The organism is Paracoccus sp. NSM (genome assembly GCF_052379855.1).
Classification (GTDB): Bacteria; Pseudomonadota; Alphaproteobacteria; order Rhodobacterales; family Rhodobacteraceae; genus Paracoccus.
In genome coordinates this window covers 127,173-149,556 of record NZ_JBQTCG010000003.1, presented here as the reverse complement: position 1 = coordinate 149,556, position 22,384 = coordinate 127,173, and the positions used below count along the sequence as shown (strand labels likewise).

General features: G+C 65.9%; 20 protein-coding genes. 15 read left to right on the top strand and 5 right to left on the bottom strand.

Annotation, left to right across the window (positions count from 1 at the left end):
- Positions 1-33 precede the first annotated feature (33 nt).
- The 11 genes from nuoI to trmB all read left to right on the top strand — a co-directional run bounded on the left by nuoI (position 34) and on the right by trmB (position 11,098).
- Complete coding sequence (nuoI, locus tag ACTZWU_RS06680; RefSeq protein WP_304616264.1) at positions 34-525, top strand: NADH-quinone oxidoreductase subunit NuoI; 492 nt, start codon at positions 34-36, stop codon at positions 523-525.
- Positions 522-935, top strand: a complete 414-nt coding sequence (locus ACTZWU_RS06675; protein WP_304616265.1) for a carboxymuconolactone decarboxylase family protein — start codon at positions 522-524, stop codon at positions 933-935. Before nuoI ends, ACTZWU_RS06675 begins: the two co-directional genes overlap by 4 nt.
- The gene (locus tag ACTZWU_RS06670; RefSeq protein WP_444736583.1) at positions 932-1,534 is read left to right on the top strand and encodes an NADH-quinone oxidoreductase subunit J; all 603 of its coding nucleotides are present in this window, start codon (positions 932-934) and stop codon (positions 1,532-1,534) included. The genes ACTZWU_RS06675 and ACTZWU_RS06670 overlap by 4 nt, the downstream gene beginning before the upstream one ends.
- Before the next feature lie 58 nt (positions 1,535-1,592).
- Positions 1,593-1,898: an NADH-quinone oxidoreductase subunit NuoK gene (nuoK, locus tag ACTZWU_RS06665; protein ID WP_304616267.1), complete on the top strand. Its 306-nt coding sequence runs from the start codon at positions 1,593-1,595 to the stop codon at positions 1,896-1,898.
- Positions 1,899-1,904: 6 nt separating this feature from the next.
- On the top strand, positions 1,905-3,995 hold the full coding sequence (gene nuoL / locus ACTZWU_RS06660) for an NADH-quinone oxidoreductase subunit L (RefSeq protein WP_444736582.1): 2,091 nt from the start codon (positions 1,905-1,907) through the stop codon (positions 3,993-3,995).
- Between the two features lies 1 nt (position 3,996).
- Complete coding sequence (locus ACTZWU_RS06655) at positions 3,997-5,553, top strand: NADH-quinone oxidoreductase subunit M (RefSeq protein WP_444736581.1); 1,557 nt, start codon at positions 3,997-3,999, stop codon at positions 5,551-5,553.
- A gap of 10 nt (positions 5,554-5,563) precedes the next feature.
- Positions 5,564-7,024: an NADH-quinone oxidoreductase subunit NuoN gene (gene nuoN, locus ACTZWU_RS06650; RefSeq protein ID WP_444736580.1), complete on the top strand. Its 1,461-nt coding sequence runs from the start codon at positions 5,564-5,566 to the stop codon at positions 7,022-7,024.
- Positions 7,025-7,031: 7 nt separating this feature from the next.
- Positions 7,032-7,790 (top strand): biotin--[acetyl-CoA-carboxylase] ligase, encoded by a 759-nt coding sequence (locus tag ACTZWU_RS06645; RefSeq protein WP_444736875.1) that lies wholly within the window; start codon positions 7,032-7,034, stop codon positions 7,788-7,790.
- Position 7,791: 1 nt separating this feature from the next.
- Positions 7,792-8,574 carry a type III pantothenate kinase gene (locus tag ACTZWU_RS06640; protein WP_444736579.1) on the top strand — a complete coding sequence of 261 codons (783 nt, stop codon included), beginning with the start codon at positions 7,792-7,794 and terminating at the stop codon, positions 8,572-8,574.
- Positions 8,567-10,243, top strand: coding sequence for a ribonuclease J (locus tag ACTZWU_RS06635; RefSeq protein ID WP_444736578.1), 1,677 nt, complete (start codon positions 8,567-8,569; stop codon positions 10,241-10,243). Before ACTZWU_RS06640 ends, ACTZWU_RS06635 begins: the two co-directional genes overlap by 8 nt.
- Positions 10,244-10,384: 141 nt before the next feature.
- Entirely contained in the window at positions 10,385-11,098 is a 714-nt protein-coding gene (trmB, locus tag ACTZWU_RS06630; RefSeq protein ID WP_444736577.1) for a tRNA (guanosine(46)-N7)-methyltransferase TrmB, read from the top strand.
- Positions 11,099-11,125: 27 nt separating this feature from the next.
- On the opposite strand, the gene glmS is transcribed toward trmB, so the two are convergent.
- Together glmS and glmU are read right to left on the bottom strand one after the other, a co-directional pair.
- Positions 11,126-12,943, bottom strand: a complete 1,818-nt coding sequence (gene glmS / locus ACTZWU_RS06625) for a glutamine--fructose-6-phosphate transaminase (isomerizing) (protein ID WP_444736576.1) — start codon at positions 12,941-12,943, stop codon at positions 11,126-11,128.
- The gene (gene glmU / locus ACTZWU_RS06620) at positions 12,943-14,286 is read right to left on the bottom strand and encodes a bifunctional UDP-N-acetylglucosamine diphosphorylase/glucosamine-1-phosphate N-acetyltransferase GlmU (protein WP_444736575.1); all 1,344 of its coding nucleotides are present in this window, start codon (positions 14,284-14,286) and stop codon (positions 12,943-12,945) included. The genes glmS and glmU overlap by 1 nt, the downstream gene beginning before the upstream one ends.
- A 113-nt stretch (positions 14,287-14,399) precedes the next feature.
- On the opposite strand from glmU, the gene ACTZWU_RS06615 reads away from it, so the two are divergent.
- A complete protein-coding gene (locus ACTZWU_RS06615; RefSeq protein WP_444736574.1) occupies positions 14,400-15,074 on the top strand; it encodes an HAD-IA family hydrolase in 675 nt (224 codons plus the stop codon).
- 92 nt (positions 15,075-15,166) lie between these two features.
- Here ACTZWU_RS06615 and bfr read toward each other — a convergent pair whose 3' ends face one another.
- A complete protein-coding gene (gene bfr, locus ACTZWU_RS06610; protein ID WP_304616277.1) occupies positions 15,167-15,652 on the bottom strand; it encodes a bacterioferritin in 486 nt (161 codons plus the stop codon).
- Positions 15,600-15,893, bottom strand: coding sequence for a (2Fe-2S)-binding protein (locus ACTZWU_RS06605; RefSeq protein WP_444736573.1), 294 nt, complete (start codon positions 15,891-15,893; stop codon positions 15,600-15,602). The genes bfr and ACTZWU_RS06605 overlap by 53 nt, the downstream gene beginning before the upstream one ends.
- Before the next feature lie 118 nt (positions 15,894-16,011).
- Here ACTZWU_RS06605 and queA point away from each other — a divergent pair, with 118 nt between their 5' ends.
- The 3 genes from queA (at position 16,012) to lpdA (ending at position 19,875) form a co-directional block, all read left to right on the top strand.
- Positions 16,012-17,058 carry a tRNA preQ1(34) S-adenosylmethionine ribosyltransferase-isomerase QueA gene (queA, locus tag ACTZWU_RS06600; RefSeq protein ID WP_444736572.1) on the top strand — a complete coding sequence of 349 codons (1,047 nt, stop codon included), beginning with the start codon at positions 16,012-16,014 and terminating at the stop codon, positions 17,056-17,058.
- 84 nt (positions 17,059-17,142) lie between these two features.
- Positions 17,143-18,393 (top strand): MFS transporter, encoded by a 1,251-nt coding sequence (locus tag ACTZWU_RS06595; protein ID WP_444736571.1) that lies wholly within the window; start codon positions 17,143-17,145, stop codon positions 18,391-18,393.
- Positions 18,394-18,483: 90 nt separating this feature from the next.
- Positions 18,484-19,875 carry a dihydrolipoyl dehydrogenase gene (lpdA, locus tag ACTZWU_RS06590; RefSeq protein WP_444736570.1) on the top strand — a complete coding sequence of 464 codons (1,392 nt, stop codon included), beginning with the start codon at positions 18,484-18,486 and terminating at the stop codon, positions 19,873-19,875.
- A gap of 58 nt (positions 19,876-19,933) precedes the next feature.
- Here lpdA and ACTZWU_RS06585 read toward each other — a convergent pair whose 3' ends face one another.
- Positions 19,934-22,351: a penicillin acylase family protein gene (locus ACTZWU_RS06585; RefSeq protein ID WP_444736569.1), complete on the bottom strand. Its 2,418-nt coding sequence runs from the start codon at positions 22,349-22,351 to the stop codon at positions 19,934-19,936.
- Positions 22,352-22,384 lie beyond the last annotated feature (33 nt).

The following is a 22,384-nucleotide window of genomic DNA, read 5'->3' as shown; positions in this document are numbered from 1 at the left end:
GGTCCAGTCACCCAAGCAAGGAGAGCAAGTCTGATGGCTTTCGACATCGCACGCGCCACCAAGTATTTCCTGCTGGTGGACTTCTTCAAAGGGTTCGGGGTGGGGATGAAATATTTCTTCGCGCCCAAGGCCACGCTGAACTATCCCCACGAAAAGGGCCCGCTTTCGGCCCGTTTCCGGGGCGAGCACGCGCTGCGCCGCTATCCCAACGGCGAGGAACGCTGCATCGCCTGCAAATTGTGCGAGGCGATCTGCCCCGCGCAGGCGATCACCATCGACGCCGAGCCGCGCGACGACGGCTCGCGCCGGACCACGCGCTACGACATCGACATGACGAAATGCATCTATTGCGGCTTCTGCCAGGAAGCCTGCCCGGTCGATGCCATCGTCGAGGGGCCGAATTTCGAATTCGCCACCGAGTCGCGCGAGGAACTGTATTACGACAAGCAAAAGCTGCTTGATAACGGTGCGCGGTGGGAAGCCCAGATCGCGCGCAACCTTGCGATGGATGCGCCCTACCGATGACCGACCCATTCCGCCAGATGTTCCAGCAGATGCTTGCCCAGGGGCAGGAGATGGCGCGGGCCTTCAATCCCGCGCTGGAGCATCTGGACCTGCGCGCCTTCGAGAAGATGTTTCCGACCATGCCGGCCGACATGCTGGAAATGTGGTTCGGCAAGACCTTCAACCGTGACGGGCTGGACGCCAAGACCCGGCTTCTGGTCACCATCGCCGCGCTGACGGTTCAGGGCGCCCATGCCGAGCCGCAGCTGCGCCTGACCATCCGCCACGCGATCGAGGCCGGCGCCAAGCCGCGCGAGATCGCCGAGGTGATCTGGCAGATGGGCATGTTCGGCGGCCTGCCCGCCATGCAGAAGGCGCTGGAAATCGCCCAGGGCGTCTTTACCGAATCCGAAGGGAGCGAGACCGCATGATCACTTTCGCCTTCTACCTGTTCGCGATCACGGTCTGCCTGTCGGGCATCATGGTCGTGATGGCCCGCCATCCGGTCCACTCGGTCCTGTGGCTGATCCTGGCCTTCATCTCGGCGGCGGGTCTGTTCATCCTGCTCAGCGCCGAATTCGTGGCCATGCTGCTGATCATCGTCTATGTCGGCGCGGTCGCGGTGCTGTTCCTGTTTGTGGTGATGATGCTGGATGTCGATTTCGGCAGTCTGAAATCCGAACTGGTGCGCTATGTGCCGGTGGGCGGGCTGATCGCGCTGGTCCTTCTGGCCGTGCTGGCCATCGCCTTCGGCGACTGGCAGAGCGCCGACGATGCGCTGGCCATGCGCGCCGTGCCGGTCGAGGCCGGTGTGCAGAACACCTCGGGCATCGGCATGGTGCTTTACGATCAGTATATCCTGCCCTTCCAGGTGTCGGGTCTGATCCTGCTGGTGGCGATGATCGGTGCGATCACGCTGACCATGCGCCACCGCCGCGACATCAAGCGCCAGGACGTGCTGGCCCAGATGCACCGCGACCCCGCCAAGGCCATGCAGTTGCGCGACGTGAAGCCGGGGCAGGGGCTCTGACGCCCCCGCCGACCGCCAGAGAATATCAACGGGTGTAAGACCCGGAGGGACAGAACAGATGATCGGATTGTCACATTACCTGATCGTGGGGGCGGTTTTGTTCGTCACCGGGATCTTCGGCATCTTCGTGAACCGGAAGAACGTCATCGTCATCCTGATGTCGATCGAGCTGATGCTTCTGGCGGTCAACATCAACTTCGTCGCCTTTTCGGCGCATCTGGGCGACCTGACGGGTCAGATCTTCACCCTGTTCGTCCTGACGGTGGCCGCCGCCGAGGCTGCGATCGGCCTTGCCATCCTGGTTGTGTTCTTCCGCAACCGCGGCTCGATCGCGGTGGAAGATGTCAACGTGATGAAGGGGTAAGCAGACATGGCGCAATTCATCCTTTTCGCGCCCCTTCTGGGCGCGCTGATCGCGGGCTTCGGCTGGCGCCTGATCGGAGAGCGGGGCGCGCAGGTGCTGACCACCGCGATCCTGTTCGCCGCCGCCGCCGCAAGCTGGTTCGTGTTCCTGACCTTCGACGGCCAGCTTCAGCGCATCCCGGTGCTGGACTGGATCGTTTCGGGCGATTTCAGCAGCGACTGGTCGATCCGTCTGGACAGGCTGACCGCAATCATGCTGATCGTGATCACTTCGGTCTCGGCGCTGGTTCACCTCTACAGCTTCGGCTACATGGCCCATGATGAGAATTTCGGCGATGACGAGCCCTACCGGGCGCGCTTCTTCGCCTATCTCTCGTTCTTCACTTTCGCCATGCTGATGCTGGTCACGGCCGACAACCTCCTTCAGATGTTCTTCGGATGGGAGGGCGTGGGCGTCGCCTCGTATCTGCTGATCGGTTTCTACTTCAAGAAACAGTCGGCGGGCGCGGCCGCAATGAAGGCCTTCATCGTCAACCGCGTGGGTGATTTCGGCTTTCTGTTGGGCATCTTCGGGATCTGGTGGCTGACCGGCTCGATCCAGTTCGACGAGATCTTCGCGCAGGTTCCCGCGCTGGCCACGACTGAAATGACGTTCCTTTGGCGCGATTGGAACGCGGCGAATGCGCTGGCCGTGCTGCTGTTCATCGGCGCCATGGGCAAGTCGGCGCAGCTTTTCCTGCACACCTGGCTGCCCGACGCGATGGAAGGCCCGACCCCGGTGTCGGCGCTGATCCACGCCGCGACCATGGTGACGGCGGGCGTGTTCCTCGTTTGCCGCATGTCGCCGCTTTACGAATTCGCGCCCGAGGCGAAGGCCTTTATCGTCATCGTCGGCGCGACCACGGCGTTCTTCGCGGCAACGGTCGGTCTGGTGCAGAACGACATCAAGCGCGTGATCGCCTATTCGACCTGTTCGCAGCTGGGCTACATGTTCGTGGCCGCAGGGGTGGGCGTCTATTCCGTCGCCATGTTCCACCTGTTCACGCATGCCTTCTTCAAGGCGATGCTGTTCCTGGGCGCGGGTTCGGTGATCCACGCCATGCATCACGAACAGGACCTGCGGAATTACGGCGGCCTGCGGAAAAAGATTCCGTTCACTTTCTGGATGATGATGATCGGCACGCTGGCCATCACCGGCGTCGGCATTCCGCTGACCTATTACGGATTTGCGGGCTTCCTGTCGAAGGACGCCGTGATCGAAAGCGCCTTCGTCGCCAGCGGCTATGCCTTCTGGATGCTGGTGATCTCGGCGCTGATGACCAGCTTCTATTCGTGGCGGCTGATGTTCCTGACCTTCTTCGGCAAGCCGCGTGGCGATCATCACGCCCATGACCATGCCCATGAGGGGCCGCGCGTGATGACCATTCCGCTGCTTGTGCTGTCGGTCGGCTCGGTTCTGGCGGGCATGATCTGGTACAACGTGTTCTTCGGCAAGGAAGACCAGGTCCGCGCCTTCTTCGGGATGGAGCCCGCGGCCCATGCCGAGGCCCATGACGCCGGACATGACACGGACCACGCCACCGACGCGGCGCCCGGAGAGGTCGAGACCGCCGGGCACGAGGTTGCCGAAGCCCCGCCCCTCGTCGTGGGTCCGGGCGCGATCTACATGCACCCCGACAACACGGTCCTGCATGACGCGCATTACGTGGCCAAATGGGTCAAGCTGTCGCCCTTTGTCGCCATGCTGATCGGCTTTGCGCTGGCCTGGCTGATGTATATCCGGTACCCCGAGGCGCCGGCCAAGCTGGCCGCCCAGCAGCGGGGGCTGTACCAGTTCCTGCTGAACAAGTGGTATTTCGACGAGATCTACGACTTTCTGTTTGTCCGTCCCGCGCGTTGGCTGGGTGCCAAGCTGTGGACGGGCGGCGATCGGGCGGTTATCGACGGCGCGATCAACGGGCTTGCCATGGGTCTGATCCCGCGGCTGACCCGCTTTGCCGGGCGGGTTCAGTCCGGCTATGTCTTCCACTACGCCTTTGCGATGGTTCTGGGCATCGTGGGCTTGCTGATCTGGGTGATGATGCGGGGCGCGCACTGACATGACGAACCTTCTTTCGATCATCACCTTCCTGCCGATTGTCGCGGCGGGCATCCTGGCCCTGTTCCTGCGTGGCGACGATGCCGCCGCGCAGAAGAACGCCAAATGGCTGGCGCTGATTGCGACCAGCGCGACCTTCCTGATCTCGCTGTTCCTGCTGGCGGGGTTCGATCCCTCGGATACGGGCTTCCAGTTCGTCGAGGATCACGCCTGGATCATGGGCCTGCGCTACAAGATGGGCGTGGACGGCATCTCGATCCTGTTCGTGATGCTGACCACCTTCCTGATGCCGCTGACCATCCTGTCCTGCTGGGACGTCAAGCACCGGGTGAAGGAATACATGATCGCCTTCCTCGTGCTGGAAGGCCTGATGATCGGCGTCTTCACGGCGCTGGACCTGATCCTGTTCTACCTGTTCTTCGAGGCGGGCCTGATCCCGATGTTCCTGATCATCGGCATCTGGGGCGGCAAGGAGCGCATCTACGCGAGCTTCAAGTTCTTCCTCTATACCTTCATCGGCTCGGTCCTGATGCTGGTCGCCATGATCGCCATGGCGCGCACCGCAGGCACCACGGATATCGAGGCGTTGCTGGCCTTCGACTTCCCCTCGGACACGATGCGGGTTCTGGGGATGACGGTGATCGGCGGCATGCAGACGCTGCTGTTTCTGGCCTTCTTCGCCAGCTTCGCGGTCAAGATGCCGATGTGGCCGGTCCATACCTGGCTGCCCGACGCACACGTTCAGGCGCCGACCGCCGGGTCGGTCGTGCTGGCCGCGGTGCTGCTGAAGATGGGCGGCTACGGCTTCATCCGCTTCAGCCTGCCGATGTTCCCGGTGGCATCGGACCTGATGCAGCCCTTCGTTCTGTGGCTGTCGGCCATCGCCATCGTTTATACCTCGCTGGTGGCGCTGGCGCAGTCCGACATGAAGAAGCTGATCGCCTATTCGTCGGTCGCCCATATGGGTTACGTCACGATGGGCATCTTTGCGGCCAACCAGCAGGGGCTGGACGGTGCGATCTTCCAGATGCTGTCGCACGGCTTCATCTCGGGCGCGCTGTTCCTGTGTGTGGGCGTGATCTACGACCGGATGCACACGCGCGAGATCGACGCCTATGGCGGTCTGGTGAACCGGATGCCGGTCTATGCGCTGGTCTTCATGTTCTTCACCATGGCCAATGTCGGCCTGCCGGGCACCTCGGGCTTTGTGGGCGAGTTCCTGACCCTGCTGGGTGTCTTCCGCGCGAATACCTGGGTGGCCTTTGTCGCGGCGACCGGCGTGATCCTGTCGGCGGGCTATGCGCTGTGGCTTTACCGCCGCGTGACGATGGGGGCGCTGATCAAGGAAAGCCTGAAGACGATCAGCGACATGACCCCGCGCGAGAAATGGATCTTCGTGCCGCTGATCGCCATGACCCTGATCCTGGGCGTCTATCCGCGCCTGGTGACCGATATCACCGGCCCGTCGGTCGAGGCGCTGCTGGTGAATTTCCACGACGCCCTGCCCGCCGAGGCAGTGGCAAGCGACGATCTGGCGCAAGCCACCGTCAGCCATTGAGGACAGTTTGATGACCGGAATCGATTTCTCCACCATCCTGCCCGAGCTTTGGCTGGCCATCTACGCGCTGGCCGCGCTGATGGCGGGCGCCTATTTTGGCAAGGACCAGATCGCGCGTCCGATCCTGTGGGCCAGCGTTCTGGCGCTGATCGTCACCGCCTTCTACATCGGCGTGACCGAGCGTCCCGATCAGGTCTCGTTCTTCGGCATGTTCGCCGATGACGCCTTTGGCCGCTTTGCCAAGGTGACGCTGCTGCTGTCGGGCGCGGCCGTGCTGGCCATGAGCGCCGATTACATGGACCGCCACAACCTGCTGCGCTTCGAGTATCCGATCCTGATCGTGCTGGCCTCGCTTGGCATGATGCTGATGGTCTCGGCCAGCGACCTGCTGACGCTGTATATCGGGCTCGAACTGCAATCGCTGTCGCTCTATGTCGTGGCCTCGATCCGCCGCGACAGTGCGAAATCCTCCGAGGCGGGTCTGAAATACTTCGTGCTGGGCGCGCTCAGCTCGGGCGTGCTGCTTTACGGCGCTTCGCTGGTCTACGGTTTCGCGGGCACCACGAATTTCGCTGGCATCCTGCAGGTCGTTTCGGCGGGCGAGTTGTCCACCGGCCTGCTGTTCGGTCTGGTCTTCCTGCTGGTCGGCTTGGCCTTCAAGGTCTCGGCGGTGCCGTTCCACATGTGGACGCCCGACGTCTATGAAGGCTCGCCCACGCCGGTCACGGCCTTCTTCGCCACCGCGCCCAAGGTCGCGGCCATGGCGCTGCTGGCGCGGCTGATGTTCGACGCCTTCGGTAATGTCATCGCGGACTGGACGCAGATCATCGCCCTCCTTGCGGTTCTGTCGATGTTCCTCGGCTCGATCGCCGGGATCGGGCAGCGCAACATCAAGCGGCTGATGGCCTATTCCTCGATCGCGCATATGGGCTTTGCGCTGGTCGGTCTGGCCGCAGGCACGGCGGTCGGCGTGCAGGCGATGCTGCTGTATATGGCTATCTATGCGGTGATGAACGTGGGCAGCTTCGCCTTCATCCTGTCGATGGAGCGTGACGGCCGCCCGATCACCGATCTGGACAGCCTGAACCGTTTCGCCTCGGCCGAGCCGCTGAAGGCGATGGCGGTGCTGCTGCTGATGTTCAGCCTGGCGGGCGTTCCGCCTCTGGTGGGCTTCTGGGCGAAATACGGCGTGCTGACGGCGGCGGTCGATGGCGGGCTGGCATGGCTGGCCGTGGCCGGTGTGATCGCCTCGGTGATCGGCGCGTTCTATTACCTCCGCATCGTCTATTACATGTATTTCGGCGCCGAGACCGAGGGCCTGTCCTCGCGCATGGGTGCCGTGCAATATGCCGCGCTGATCGTTCCGGCCTTTGCGCTGCTGCTGGGCTCGATCACGCTTATGGGCCTCGATGACGCCGCGGCGGTCGCTGCGGAATCGCTGGTCGGCGCGATGACGGCTGCGGGTGAGTAACGCGCCCCTGTCCGCCTGGCCCGAGGGCGTGGCGCGTCACGTCCTCGACCGCGTGGACAGCACCAATGCCGAGGCGCTTCGCATGGCGCCGCACCTCTCTGGCCCGACCTGGATCATGGCCCGCCGTCAAGAGGCCGGTCGCGGTCGTCGCGGCAGGCCATGGGCCGATCCACGAGGCAATTTCGCGGCCACGCTGCTGCTGCGTCCCGAAGGTGGCGCGGCGCAGGCGGCTTTGGCGTCGTTCGTGGCGGCGCTGGCGGTGCATGACGCGGTGCGGACGCTGTGTGGCCCGCAGGCCTCCTTGTCGCTGAAATGGCCCAACGATGTGCTGCTGAATGGCGGCAAGCTGTCGGGCATCCTGCTGGAAAGCAGCGGCTCGGGGCTGGGTGTCGTCGCGTTGGCCGTGGGCATCGGCATCAACCTGACGGATGCGCCCGAGCCTGCCCAGGTCGAGGTCGGCGCGGTCCGCCCGGTCAGTCTTGCAGGGGAAACGGGCATCGCCCCCAGCCAGGACGAGATGCTGGACGCGCTGGCCGCGGCCTTCGACCATTGGTGGCGCCAGCTTCAGACCTACGGCTTTGCGCCGGTCCGCAACGCGTGGCTGGCCCGCGCCGCCAAGCTGGGCGAGACATTGACCGCGCGACATGGAACCGGCCAGACCGTCGGCAGGTTCGAAGGCATAGACGAGACCGGCGCGCTGATCCTGATGACCTCGCGGGGCAGGGTGACCATCGCCGCCGCCGACATCCATTTCGGAGAGGTGTGACTTGCTGCTCTGCATCGACACCGGCAACACGAACACGGTCTTTTCGATCTGGGACGGCGCCCGCTTCGTCGCGCATTGGCGCATCAGCACCGATCACCGGCGCACGGCGGACGAGTATTTCGTCTGGCTGAGCACGCTGATGCAGCTGACCGGGCGCGACGGGCTGAAGGTCGACGCCTGCATCATCAGTGCCACGGCGCCGCGCGTGGTCTTCAACCTGCGGGTTCTGTGCAACCGCTATTTCGACACGCGTCCGCTGGTCGTGGGCAAGCCCGATTGCCTGCTGCCCGTGCCCCCGCGCGTGGACGAGGGCACGACCGTCGGTCCCGACCGGCTGGTGAACACGGTCGGCGCCTTCGACCGGCACGGCCCCGATCTGGTCGTGGTGGATTTCGGCACCGCCACCACCTTTGACGTGGTGGACACGGACGGCGCCTATATCGGCGGGGTGATCGCGCCCGGCGTGAACCTGTCGCTGGAGGCGTTGCATATGGGCGCGGCCTCGCTGCCTCATGTCGATGTGACCATGCCCGCGCGCGTGATCGGCACGAATACGGTTGCATGTATCCAGTCGGGCGTGTTCTGGGGCTATGTGGGCCTTGTTGACGGCATTGTGCGCCAGATCCGGGCCGAGCGCGACCGACCCATGAAGGTGATTGCAACCGGAGGGCTGGCGCCGCTGTTCGATCAGGGGTTTGACCTCTTCGACGCAATCGAGGACGATTTGACGATGCACGGGCTGAGGCTCATTCACGACTACAACAAGGAGATGGGCAATGGCTGACCGCCTGATCTATCTGCCGCTTGGCGGCGCGGGCGAAATCGGCATGAATGCCTATGTCTATGGCTATGGCCGACCCGGAAAAGAGCGCCTGATCCTCGTCGATCTGGGCGTGACCTTCGGGGACATGGATTCAAGCCCCGGCATCGACCTGATCATGCCCGACCTCACCTGGCTGCAGGAGAACCGCGACCGGCTGGACGCGATCTTCGTCACCCACGGTCACGAGGACCATATCGGCGCGATCGCCCATCTCTGGGGGCGGCTGGATGTTCCGATCTATGCGCGCGCCTTCACCGGCCGGCTGGTCCGGCTGAAGATGGAGGAACACGGCCTGCCCGCCGAGGCGGTCAACATCGTTTCCGCGCGCCCCGACGTGACCGAGGCCGGGCCGTTCCGCGTGCAATATGTGCCGATCAGCCACTCGATCCCCGAAAGCTCGGCGCTGATCATCGACACGCCCGCCGGGCGCATCCTGCATACCGGCGATTTCAAGCTGGATGTCAGCCCCGTCGTGGGCGAGGCCTTCGACCCGATGATCTGGCAGGAGATCGGCGCCGAGGGTGACGGGGTCAAGGTTCTGGCCTGTGACAGCACCAACATCTTCTCGACCCATCCGGGCCGTTCGGAATCGCTGCTGGCGACGCCGATCCTGGAATGGGTCATGGGGCAAAAGGGCATGGTCGTCGCGACCACTTTCGCCAGCAACATCGCGCGGCTGAAAACGCTGGCCGATGCGGCCCGCGCCTCGGGGCGCAAGGTCTGCCTGCTGGGCCGCGCCATGCGCCGCATGGTGGCGGTGGGTCTTGAGACCGGCGTTCTGACCGATTTCCCCGACACGATCGGCCCCGACGACGCCGCGCGCCTGCCGCGCCACGAGGTTATGCTGATCGTCACCGGCAGCCAGGGCGAGCGTCGCGCCGCCAGCGCGCAATTGTCGCGCGGGCGTTATCTGGGTCTGTCGCTGCAGGAAGGGGACAGTTTCCTCTTCAGCTCGCGCACCATCCCGGGCAATGAACGCCCCGTCGGCCGCATCATGAACGCGCTGAGCGAACTGGGCGTCGAGGTCTTTGACGCCGATGACGGGCTCTATCACGTCTCGGGCCATGCCAACCGCCCGGATATCGAGGCGATGCATGATCTGCTGAAGCCGCGCATCGTCATCCCGATGCATGGCGAGCATCTGCACCTGCGTGAGCATGTGATGTTGGCCCGCGGCAAGGGCATGGCGGCCGAGGTCGTGGTGAACGGCACGATGGTCGAGCTGACCGGCGATGCGCCTCGCGTCGTCGATCAGGTGGAATCGGGCAAGCTGTATCTGGACGGCACCGTCCTGATCGGCGCGATGGACGGGGTCGTCCGCGACCGCATCCGCATGGCGCTGAACGGTCACGCGCTGGTCAGCGTCATCGTGGACGAAGACGACAACGCCCTGCCGGATGCCTGGGTCGAGTTGATGGGCCTGGCCGGGCGCACGCGCGCGGGCCAGGATCTGGCCCGCCATATCGAGGGCGAGTTGTCCGAGTTCCTGGAACGCGCCGATGCCCGCACCGTGCGCGACGATTCCAAGATGGACGAGGCATTGCGCAAGATCACCCGCCAGGTCGCCATGGAGGAGATCGGCAAGAAACCCGAGGTGACGGTGATCATCAGCCGCCTGATGGCCGACTGAGACCACGCTCGTTTTTGCGTCCCGCGAGGGCCGGGGGGCCAGCCCCCCGGACCCCCCTTGGCACCGCCAAGGCCGGGGCGGTGCGCCCGAAGGGCTGCGCGAAGGCTTGCAACCGGCGGCGTCATGCGGCAATCCCCCGCCATGAGCGACGAGACCAAATCAGCCTTTGACCCGAACCCGCCGCGGCGCAATTTCTACGGCCGCCGCCATGGCAAGACCCTGCGCCAGAGCCAGAAGGGCTATCTGTCCGAGGATCTGGGCGATCTGCGTCCGCGCGGCATCACGGTCCAGGACAATCCCGACCGCACGCCCATCGATCCGCAGGCGATCTTTGGCAATGACCGCCCGATCTGGCTGGAGGTCGGCTTTGGCGGTGGCGAGCACATGGTCCACATGGCTGCGACCTATCCGGGCATCAACATCATCGGCTGCGAGCCCTTCATCAATGGCGTCGCCATGCTGCTGGGCAAGATCAGGGCGGCGGGGGTGGGCAATGTCAGCGTCCATCCCGGCGATGCGCGCGATCTGATGGATGTGCTGCCCGATGCCAGCATCGAGCGCGCCTTCCTGATGTATCCCGATCCCTGGCCCAAGGCGCGCCACCACCGCCGCCGCTTCGTCACGCCCGAGCATCTGCTGCCTCTGGCGCGGGTGATGAAGCCGGGCGGGGTGTTCCGCGTGGCCAGCGATATTCCCGACTATATCCGCCAGACGCGGGAAGAGGTTCCCCCGGCGGGCTTCACGCTGACCGATGACACGGACCGCCCGTGGGATGACTGGATCAGCACCCGCTACGAGCAGAAGGCCCTGCGCGAAGGGCGGGCGCCCCATTACGTCACGTTTCGCCGCATATGAAAAAGGCCCGCAAGCGCGGGCCTTTTCTCATTCAACGGTGACGGATTTTGCCAGGTTTCGGGGCTGGTCCACATCGGTGCCTTTGGCGACGGCGGTGTGATAGGCAAGATACTGCATCGGCACCGCATAGAGCATCGGCTGGAACACGCCTCCGCCCTGCGGCAGCGCCAGACTGGCCGTCACCCCTTCGCCCGCCGCCTCGATCCCGGCCGCATCCGAGATCAGCAGGACGCGGCCGTGGCGGGCCATCACCTCCTGCATGTTCGAGATCGTCTTGTCGAATAGCGCGTCATGCGGCGCCAGAACCACCACCGGCACATCGCCGTCGATCAGTGCGATGGGGCCGTGCTTCAGCTCGCCCGAGGCATAGCCCTCGGCGTGGATGTAGCTGAGTTCCTTGAGCTTCAGCGCGCCCTCCAGCGCCACCGGATAAAGCGCCCCGCGCCCCAGATAGAGGACGTCGCGCGCCTGAGCCAGCCATTCGGCCTGCACCCGGCACTCATCCGACAGGGCCAGCGCCTGCGCGATCAGCGCGGGCACCGCGCGCAGTTCGCGCAGATGCGCCGCAAGGGCCGCATCGTCGATCCGGCCCCGCGCATGGGCCGCCGCCAGTGCCAGAACCGCCAGAACCGCCAGCTGGCAGGTGAAGGCCTTGGACGAGGCCACGCTGACCTCGATCCCCGCCAGCGTCGGCAGCGCCAGATCCGCGTCGCGCGCGATGGCCGAGGTGCCCACGTTCACCAGACCCACGCTGCGCGCCACGCGGCCCCGCGCGTAATGCAAGGCGGCCAGCGTGTCCGCCGTCTCGCCCGACTGGCTGATGGCCACGAACAGACTGCGATCCGACAAGGGCGGCTCGCGGTAGCGGAATTCCGAGGCCACGTCGATGTCGCAGGGCAGGCCCGCAAGCTGTTCGAACCAGTATTTCGCCACATGCCCCGCCAGATGCGCCGTGCCGCAGCCGACCAGCGTGATCCGGTCGATGGACGCGAAATCCAGCCCCTCGGGCAGCACGATCCGGTCGCCCTTGAGGTAATGGTTCAGCACATTGCCGATCACCGCGGGCTGTTCGGCGATCTCCTTGGCCATGAAATGACGGTAGCCGCCCTTGTCGATCGCGGTCGAGCCGACATCGATGCGGGCCGTGGCGCGATGCGTCTGATGGCCCGCCGCGTCCCAGATCTGGACGCCCGCGCGGGTCAGCACCGCATGGTCGCCATCCTCCAGATAGGTGATGCGGTCGGTGAAGGGCGCCAGTGCCACCGCGTCGGAACCCAGAAACATCTCGCCCGTGCCGTGGCCGATCGCCAGCGGGCTGCCCTTGCGCGCGGCGATCATCAGGTCAAGCTCGCCCTCGAAGAGGAAGGCCAGCGCGAAGGCGCCTTCGAGCCGCGCCAGCGTCGCCCGCGCGGCCTCAAGCGGGGTCTTGCCCTGATCGAGGTGATGCCCGGTCCAGAGCGCGACCGTCTCGGTATCGGTCTGCGATTGCGGCTGGATGCCGAGCGATTCCAGCTCGGCGCGCAGGTCGCGGAAGTTCTCGATGATCCCGTTATGAACCACGGCCACGCGGCCAAAGCGGTGGGGATGGGCGTTCACCTCGGTCGCGGCGCCGTGGGTGGCCCACCGCGTATGGCCGATGCCCGAATGGCCGGGCAGAGGCTCGTGGACCAGCCGGTCGCCAAGGTTCACCAGCTTGCCCACCGCGCGCCGCCGGTCCAGCCGACCCGAGGCATCGACCGTCGCCACCCCCGCGCTGTCATAGCCGCGATATTCAAGCCGCTTCAGCGCCTCGACCAGCAGCGGAGACACTTCGTGGTCGCCCAGAATGCCAATGATGCCGCACATCAGCGGGCCTCCTTCCTGGCGCGGAGCGCGGCCATCAGGCGGAGCGCCAGGCCGGGCTTGGTCGCCTGTTTCGCGCGGCTGATGGCCAGCGCGCCGTCAGGCACATCCTCGGTGATGGTGCTGCCCGAACCGGTCATTGCATCGGCGCCGACATGGACGGGCGCGACCAGCATCGTGTCGCTGCCGATGAAGGCGCGCGGGCCGATCGTGGTGCGGTGCTTCATCACGCCGTCGTAATTGCAGGTGATCGTGCCCGCGCCGATATTGGTGTGCTCGCCCACATGGGCGTCGCCCAGATAGGTCAGGTGGCCGACCTTGACGCCTTCGGCCAGCACGCTGTTCTTGATCTCGACGAAATTGCCGACATGGACATCGCCGCCCAGTTCCGCGCCGGGGCGCAGGCGGGCGAAGGGACCGACCGTGGCGCCTGCGCTGACATGGCAGCCTTCCAGATGGCAGAAGGGCAGGATCTCGGCGCCCGATTCCACCGTGACGCCGGGGCCGAAGACGACGTTCGGGCCGATCACCGCATCACGGCCGATCACCGTGTCCAGCGCGAACCAGACGCTGCCGGGATCGGTCAGGGTCACGCCATCCTCAAGCGCGCGGGCGCGGGCGCGGGCCTGGAACAGGGCCTCGGCGCGGGCGAGTTCGGCGCGGGTGTTGATGCCGAGCGTTTCCTCTTCGTCGCAGGTCACGACATCGGCGCGCAGGCCTTCGGCGCGGGCCAGCGCCACCAGATCCGTCAGGTAGTATTCGCCCGCCGCGTTGTCATTGGTCAGGCGCGGCAGAAGCTGGCGCAGAAGGCTGGCTGGCATCGCCATCACGCCGGAATTGCACAGCGCGATCTGACGGGTGGCGGCGTCCGCATCCTTCCATTCGACGATGCGTTCCAACCCGCGCGAGGTCACGACGAGGCGGCCATAGCGGCCCGGATCCTCGGCCTCGAAGCCCAGCACGACCAGATCGGCGGGGTGGCTGGCCAGGGCCGCCAGCGTATCCTGAGCTATGAAGGGGGTGTCACCATAGAGGATGATCACGCGGCCCTCGAACCCTTCCAGTGCGGGCAGGGCCTGACGGACGGCATGGCCGGTGCCAAGCTGTTCGGCCTGAAGCGCGGTCGCAGCCTCGGGGTCGAGCTTTGCCAGCGCCTTGCCCACGGCCTCGGCGCCGTGGCCGGTGACGACGACGATCTGTTCGGGATCGAGGCTGCGTGCGGCTGCCAGTGCGTGACCGACCAGCGGCACCCCACCCAGACGATGCAGCACCTTGGGCAGGTCCGATTGCATCCGGCTGCCCTGACCCGCCGCCAGAATCACCACCGCCACCGCATCTTCGGTCATGCCCTGCCCCTTCGCCTGTTTGCTTTTTGTCATGGGCGTTCTAATCGGGGCGGGGGGCGCTGGCTAGGTCTGGCGCATTCACCTTTGTTTTCGGATCGTTTCGGAGGATGCAGATGGCGGGAACGGTGGTCTTTGACCTGGACGGGACGCTGGCCGATACGTCGGGCGATCTGGTCGCGGCGGCCAATGCCTGCTTTCGCGCGCGGGGCATGGGCGACCTGCTGGACCCCGTGGCGGATGCGCTGATCGCCTTTCACGGTGGGCGCGCGATGCTGCGGGCGGGCTATGCGCGGATGAGCGCCGAGATGCTGCTGCCGCCCGGCGCCGAGGATGAGGATTATCCCCGCCTGCTGGGCCATTACGGCGAGGCGATCGCGGTGCATACGCGGCTTTATCCGGGCGTCGAGGCGGCTTTGGACCGGCTGGAGGCCGCGGGCCACAGGCTGGCCGTCTGCACGAACAAGCCCGAGGCCCTGGCCGAGACCCTGCTGCGCGAGCTTGGCCTGAGGGACCGGTTCGGCGCGATGATCGGGGCGGACACGCTGCCCGTGCGCAAGCCCGACCCGCGGCCCTATCAGGCGGCGGTCGAGGGTGCGGGCGGGGTCGTCGAGCGTTCCTTTCTGGTGGGTGATACCGAGACGGATCGCCGGACTGCGGCGGCGGCGGGCGTCAGGGTGGCGCTGGTCTCGTTCGGGCCGGAGGGCAGGGCGATCGAGCGTCTGGCGCCCGAGGCGCTGCTGGATCATTACGACGCATTGCCCGATCTGGCGCGCGACTGGCTGGGCTAAGGAGGGGGGCGCTGCCCCCCATCGCGCAAGCGCGATTCCCCCCGGGATATTTGAACCAAGGCAAAGGCGGGATGCCTTTGCCCTGGGTGGGATCACTCGGCCTCGTTCGCGGGCTTGGCGTTGAGGTGGCCGTAATTCTGGGCGCCGATCGTGTCGTAGAGGCCGATCTGCGTTTCGAGGAAGTCGATATGGCCTTCCTCGTCGGCGATCAGCTCCTCGAAGAGGTTCTTGCTGACGTAATCGCCGACGCTGTCGCAATAATCGCGCGCCTCGATATAGAGGGTGCGGGCGTCGTGTTCGGCGGCGAGGTCTGAATCCAGCGTTTCGCGGAGGTTCTGGCCGATTCGCAGCGGGTCGAGCTTTTGCAGGTTCGGGTGGCCTTCGAGGAAGATGATGCGCTGGATCAGCTTGTCGGCGTGGTGCATCTCCTCGATGGATTCCTCGCGCGATTTCGCGGCGATGCGGCCGAAGCCCCAATCCTCCTGCAGGCGGTAATGCAGCCAGTACTGGCTGACCGCGGTCAGTTCAGACCGCAGCGCGGCGTTCAGATATTCGATGACCTTGGCGTCGCCCTTCATGGGTGGCTTCCTTCTTGCTGTCTGTCCGGGGCCGCAAAATCGGCGGTGCAACCCCCAGCTTATCGCAAGCACGCATGGTGTCCAGAAAGAGCGGCATGCAACCGCCGCAATCGGCGCGTTTCCCAAGGGCGTGGTAGATCTTGCCCGGAGTGATGATCGTCTGCGGGTCTGCGGCGCGCATCCAGTCGATGGCGGCGTGGATGTCGTGATCCGAAATCTGCGTGCAGTGGCAAACGATCATGGCGGGCTCCTGTCGGGGTAGAAACTGACTGATTTTGTCGGTTGTGTAAAGGCCGAGTTTTTTACTTGGAGATCACGGCTGCTTGACGGAGCGGCGCGGAGAACGCAGAAGCGGGCGCATGAAACTGTCCGATTTCGATTTCGACCTGCCCGATGAGCTGATCGCGACCCGGCCCGCGCGTCCGCGCAGTTCGGCCCGGCTGCTGCATGCCGAGGGCGGGGCTGTCGCCGACCGCCGTGTCAGGGATCTGCCTATGGTGCTGCGGCCCGGCGATCTGCTGGTGCTGAACGATACGCGCGTCATCCCCGCGCGGCTGAACGGCACGCGCACGCGGCCGACGCCGCAGGGCGATGCAGTGGCCGGGATCGAGGTCACGCTGCTGGAGCCCTCTGCCGAGGGCTGGCAGGCGCTGGCCAAGCCCTTGCGCAAGCTCAGGCAGGGCGAGGTGATCCAGTTCGGCGATGACCTCTCTGCCACGGTGGCCGAGATCGGCGAGACCGGGCTGCGGCTGGTGTTCGATGCCGAGGGCGATGCCTTTGACGCGGCGCTGCGGCAGGTGGGGGCGATGCCGCTGCCGCCTTATATCGCGTCGCTCCGTGCCCCGGACGAGCAGGATCACGAGGATTACCAGACCGTCTGGGCCGCCCAGAACGGCGCGGTCGCAGCGCCCACGGCCAGTCTGCATTTCGACCAGCCGCTGCTGGAGGCGCTGGCTGCGCGCGGGGTCGAATTCGTGCATGTCACGCTGCATGTCGGCGCGGGCACCTTCCTGCCGGTCAAGGTCGAGGACGTGACCACCCACAAGATGCATGCCGAGCGTGGCTTCATCACGCCCGAGGCCGCCGGCCAGATCAATCGCGCCAAGGCCGAAGGGCGGCGCGTGATCCCGGTGGGCACCACCGCGTTGCGGCTGATCGAATCTGCGGCGACGGGACCGGGGCAGGTCGCGCCTTTTGACGGGGCCACCGACATCTTCATCTATCCCGGCTTTCAATTCCGTGTGACGGACGGGCTGATGACCAATTTCCATCTGCCCAAATCGACCCTGATGATGCTGGTCTCGGCGCTGATGGGTGCGGAAAAGATCATGGATCTCTATGGACATGCCGTCCGCGAGCGTTATCGTTTCTTCAGCTATGGCGACGCGTCGCTGCTGATCCCGTAAGCTCGCTTCGGGGCTGGCCCATCGTCGCCAGAGGCTTTAGGGCAGTCGATCTGACCCTTTTACGCCCCTGACGACGAGGCCGCCATGATCTCGGTTCTGCGCACCACCTGGCCCCTTCTTTTGGGTATTCTGTTGCTGATGGTCGGCAACGGGATGCAGGGCACGCTGCTGGGCATCCGGGGCGACATCGAGGGCATCCCGACCTTTCTGATGTCGCTGGTCATGTCGGCCTATTTCGGCGGCTTCCTGCTGGGCAGCCTGCTGGTGCCGGACCTGATCAAGCATGTCGGCCATGTGCGGGTCTTCGCGGCGCTTGGCTCGCTGATCTCGGCGGGTCTGGTCCTGTTCGCGGTCGAGCCGCACTGGATCAGCTGGTCGCTCTTGCGCTTTCTGATCGGGTTCTGCTTCTGCGGGGTCTATGTCACGGCGGAAAGCTGGTTGAATGCGGGTTCGACCAACGAGAACCGGGGTCAGTCGCTGTCGGCCTACATGATCGTGCAGCTTCTGGGCATCGTGGTGGCGCAGGCGCTGCTGAATGTGGGCGATCCGGCGGGCTATCTGCTGTTCATCATCCCCTCGGTGCTGGTCTCGCTGGCCTTCACGCCGATCCTTCTGTCGGCCCAGCCCGCCCCCCAGTTCGAGACGATCAAGCGGATGTCGTTCGGCCGTCTTTACCGCGCCTCGCCGCTTGGCTGTGTGGGGATTTTCCTGATGGGGGGCGTTTTTGCGGCGCTTTCGGGCATGTCCTCGGTCTGGGGGGCGATGATCGGGTTGTCGGTGGCGCAGATCAGCCTGTTCGTGGCCGCGATCTATGCGGGCGGGCTGGTGCTGCAATACCCGATCGGCTGGATCTCGGATCGTTATGACCGGCGCAAGCTGGTGCTGATCCTGTCGGCCATCGGCGGCCTTTGCGGGCTGATGGTGATCGCCGCGCAGCCGGGAACGGTCGGGCTGATCATTGCCGGGGCGGTCATGGGGGGCGTTGCCAATCCGATCTATGCGCTGCTTCTGGCCTACACGAACGATTATCTTGATCAGAGCGACATGGCCTCGGCCTCGGCGGGGCTCTTGTTCATCTACGGCATCGGCAGCATGGGCGGACCGGTCATCACGGGTTGGCTGATGGGCGCGATCGGGCCGGACGGCTACTGGGTCTATATGGGCGTTCTGCTGGCCGCGCTGACCGCCTATGCCGCTTGGCGCACGACGCAGCGCCGCGCGCTGACGCCCGACGAACAGGGCAGCTTTGCCATCATCACCCCAAGCGCCACCCCCGTCGCGGTCGAGATCGTGCTGGACGAGGCCCAGTCGGACAACGCCCCGAACACCGCATGAGCGTCGATGGCAGCGCCGTCCGAGGGCGCGCTTGCCGCCTGCGCGCAAATGGTTTAACGCTGAACTATCTTTCAGGCAGCGGGGAATGTCATGGCCCAGAGTTTCGACATGGTGGTGATCGGCGCCGGACCGGGCGGTTATGTGGCCGCGATCCGGGGTGCGCAGCTGGGCCTCAAGGTGGCCTGCATCGAGCGCGAGCATCTGGGCGGGATCTGCCTGAACTGGGGCTGCATCCCGACCAAGGCGATGCTGCGCTCGGCCGAGGTCTATCACCTGATGCACCGCGCCAAGGATTTCGGGCTGAAGGCCGACGGGATCGGCTATGATCTGGATGCCGTGGTGAAACGCTCGCGCGGGGTGGCCAAGCAGCTGTCCGGCGGGATCGGACACTTGTTCAAGAAGAACAAGGTTACGGTCATCATGGGCGAGGCGAAGCTGGCCGGCAAGGGCAAGGTCTCGGTCAAGACCGACAAGGGCACCGAGGAGATCACCGCGAAATCCATCGTGCTGGCCACCGGCGCCCGCGCCCGCGAGCTGCCGGGGCTCGAGCCCGACGGCAAGCTGGTCTGGAACTACAAGCACGCCCTTGTGCCGCCGCATATGCCCAAGAACCTGCTGGTCATCGGGTCGGGCGCCATCGGCATCGAGTTTGCCAGCTTCTTCAACACGCTTGGCGCCAAGACCACCGTGGTCGAGGTCATGGACCGCGTCCTGCCCGTCGAGGATGCCGAGATCAGCGCCTTTGCGAAAAAGCAGTTCGTCAAGCAGGGCATGACGATCATGGAAAAGGCCGCGGTCAAGAAGCTGGACCGCAAGGGCGCGACCGTCACCGCGCATATCGAGGTCGGCGGCAAGGTCGAGACGCAGGATTTCGACACGGTCATCTCGGCCGTGGGCATCGTGGGCAATACCGAAGGTCTGGGTCTGGAAGAAGCCGGGATCAAGGTCGACCGCACCCATGTCATCACTGATGAATATTGCCGCACCGGGGTCGAGGGCGTCTATGCCATCGGCGATCTGGCAGGCGCTCCCTGGCTGGCGCACAAGGCCAGCCACGAGGGCGTGATGGTCGCGGAACTGATCGCGGGCAAGCATCCCCATCCGATCAAGCCGGGCAGCATCGCGGGCTGCACCTATTGCCATCCGCAGGTCGCGTCGGTGGGTCTGACCGAGGCCAAGGCCAAGGAACAGGGCTACGACATCAAGGTCGGACGTTTCCCCTTTGTCGGCAACGGCAAGGCCATCGCGCTGGGCGAACCCGAGGGCATGGTCAAGACCGTCTTCGACGCCAAGACCGGCGAATTGCTGGGCGCCCACATGGTCGGCGCCGAGGTGACCGAACTGATCCAGGGCTATGTCATCGGCCGCCAGCTTGAGACGACCGAACAGGACCTGATGGAGACGGTCTTCCCGCATCCGACCCTGTCCGAGATGATGCACGAGGCGGTTCTGGACGCCTATGGCCGCGCGATCCATTTCTGATCGCGGCCGATGATCGTCGTGACGGGGGGCCTTGCGCCCCCCGTTTGCATTTCCGCGTTCAGTTCGCCGGGGTCAGCGTGGTGATCCCGACCGCCGCCGCCCGCGCCAGCGCCGGGTCCAGCGACATGCCCACATATTCACCCCGCCGCCACAGCCGCGACAGGTCGTCGTAATGGCGCGACAGCGGATGGCCCGACTGCCCGGTCGAGATGATGAAGACCGAAGAATCGGGATCGGCCAGATCAAAGACGCCCCGGAAGGTCGCGCCATCCTCGGCGGCAAAGGGCTGGGACCCGCGTCCGAAAAGTCCGCTGCGCGCCACGGTGAAATCCCCGCCCGAGACCGATTGCGTGATGTTCGTGATCCAGCCCAGAGCGGGCAGGTTGCCCAGCCCGGGATGGATATGGCGCGCCTCGTGCCGGTCGCCCCATCGCCAGCTTTCCACATCGGGGCCAAAGCGCGCGGTCAGGTCCTGAATCGCGCGGTCCAGCGATTGCCGCGCGATGGTCACGCAATCCTCGGTCGCCGCGCTCTGGACGATGTCGCACCAGCGCGCGGCGCCGTTGGCATTGCGGAAGGCGGCCTCGATGAAGGCCGGTTGCAGGCTGTGGATGTCGTCGGCCAAGGGGCCGATCTCGTCCCGGATCAGGCGGTCCTGCAGCGCGCCCATCCACGCGGAATAGATCAGCGGTTCGGGCAGATGCTCGTTCATGGCGCCGTCCCATTCCGCCAGCAGCGCCAGCGCGTCCTGACGCTGGCGTTCGGGCGTGCCCGGCGCGGCAGGATCGCCGGTGAACCACAGATCGGCGCCCACCACGGGCAGCAGCGCGCGTGCCGCAGGGCTGACGATGTCCAGTTGCGCGGCGATGAAGCTGTCGCGCGAATGGACCTCGCGGTCGCCCAGCAGACGCGCCAGCCGCGACCGCCTCGGGTCCTGCCGGTCCGGTCCCTCGGTCGCCAGCGCCATGCCGCTTTCGGGCTGGACCGGCGTATCGGCCAGTTGCGTCAGGCCCGCCCAATCGGCCGTTTGCAGCCAGCCCGGCGCGGGCAGCAGCCCGGCGGTGGGGTGGTCGGCCCCGCGCTGCGGCAAGGCGCCCGCCATCAGCGAATGGACTGCATCATCCGAGGCCAGCAGCACGTTCAGCGCGGGGGCGACCAGCGGGCGCAGCGCATCGGCCGCGCGGTCGGCGTCGGAACTGCGCATCAGCGCCATCAGCGCCGACATGCTGGCATCTTCAGGCGTCAGGCCGGTCCAGCGCAGCGCGGCGACATGGCCGATCGGCACGACATCGCGCAGCCCCGCCTCCAGCCCCGGCACGACGGGGCCGTTGCGGGTGTCGCGCAGGGTGATGGTCTGATCCTCGCCGTCCAGCACGCGGATCAGCTCGCGCCGGGTCTCGAAATCCAGCCAGCCCTCGGGGCCCCGATAGCGGTTCGGATTGCCCGGCTGGACCTCTTCGATGACGATATCGGCGTCGTCCAGCCCCGCGGGCGTCAGCGCCCAGGCAAGCTGCGGGTTGCGCCCCGTCAGGACCAGCGGCATGCCGGGGATCGTCGCGCCGATCACCCCGCCCGAGGACAGCTCCAGCCGCGCCAGATAGAACAGCGACGGCGCCGTCAGGCGGCCATGCAGATCGCCCGCCAGCAGCGCGCCCTCGCCAATGGTGCGGCGGGGAGCGGCGGCAAAGGCGGTCGCGCCAAGCGACAGGCCGGGGCGCAGATAGGTCAGGGGCGCGCGCAGGGCGTCACGGTCGCTGCGCCGCTCGGGATTGGCAAAGCGGGCCTCGGGGAAGATGTCGGCATAGGGCGCGGCGGGCCGGGGCAGGCCGGCCCGCGCCACGATGTCGGCGCCATGCTGCGGCCAGGCCAGAGACAGGCGCGCGCGCAGGATCTCGTCCGAGGCCGCATCGGTCATGCTGGCCGCATAGAGTTTGAGGATCGCCAGCGAATCGGCGGGCTGCCAATAGGCGATCTGGTCGGAAAACAGGAAGAATTCCGGCGCGCCGCGTCCCCGCGCGCCCTCGTTCACGATGCGGATCCACTGGTTCACCCCAGCCGCGTAGGCGGCCAGCGCCTCGCGGGTGGGCTCGTCCTGCACCTCGACCGAGCGGCGGGCCAGCGCATAAAGCCCCAGCCGCCGCATCAGATCGTCCTGCGGCAGGGCGCGGGGGCCGTGGATCTCGGCCAGGCGGCCCTGCGCGGTGCGGCGCAGCAGCGTCATCTGGAACAGCCGGTCCTGTGCATGGGCAAGGCCAAGTGCGAAGAACACATCCGCATCCGTCTCGCCGAAGATATGCGGCACGTTCTCGGTCGAACGCACGATCTCGACCGGGGCCGAGATGCCCTCGACCCGGTGGCTCGTCGCGTAATCGGGCAGCGAGCGGACGGCGAAATACCAGGTCAGCACCCCCGCCAGCACCGCCAGAACCAGAAGGCCCACGGTCAGCCGCAGCAGCCAGCGAAACAGGGTCAGCATCGGGGGGTGGTCCTTGGGGCTGAGGGTCGGCTG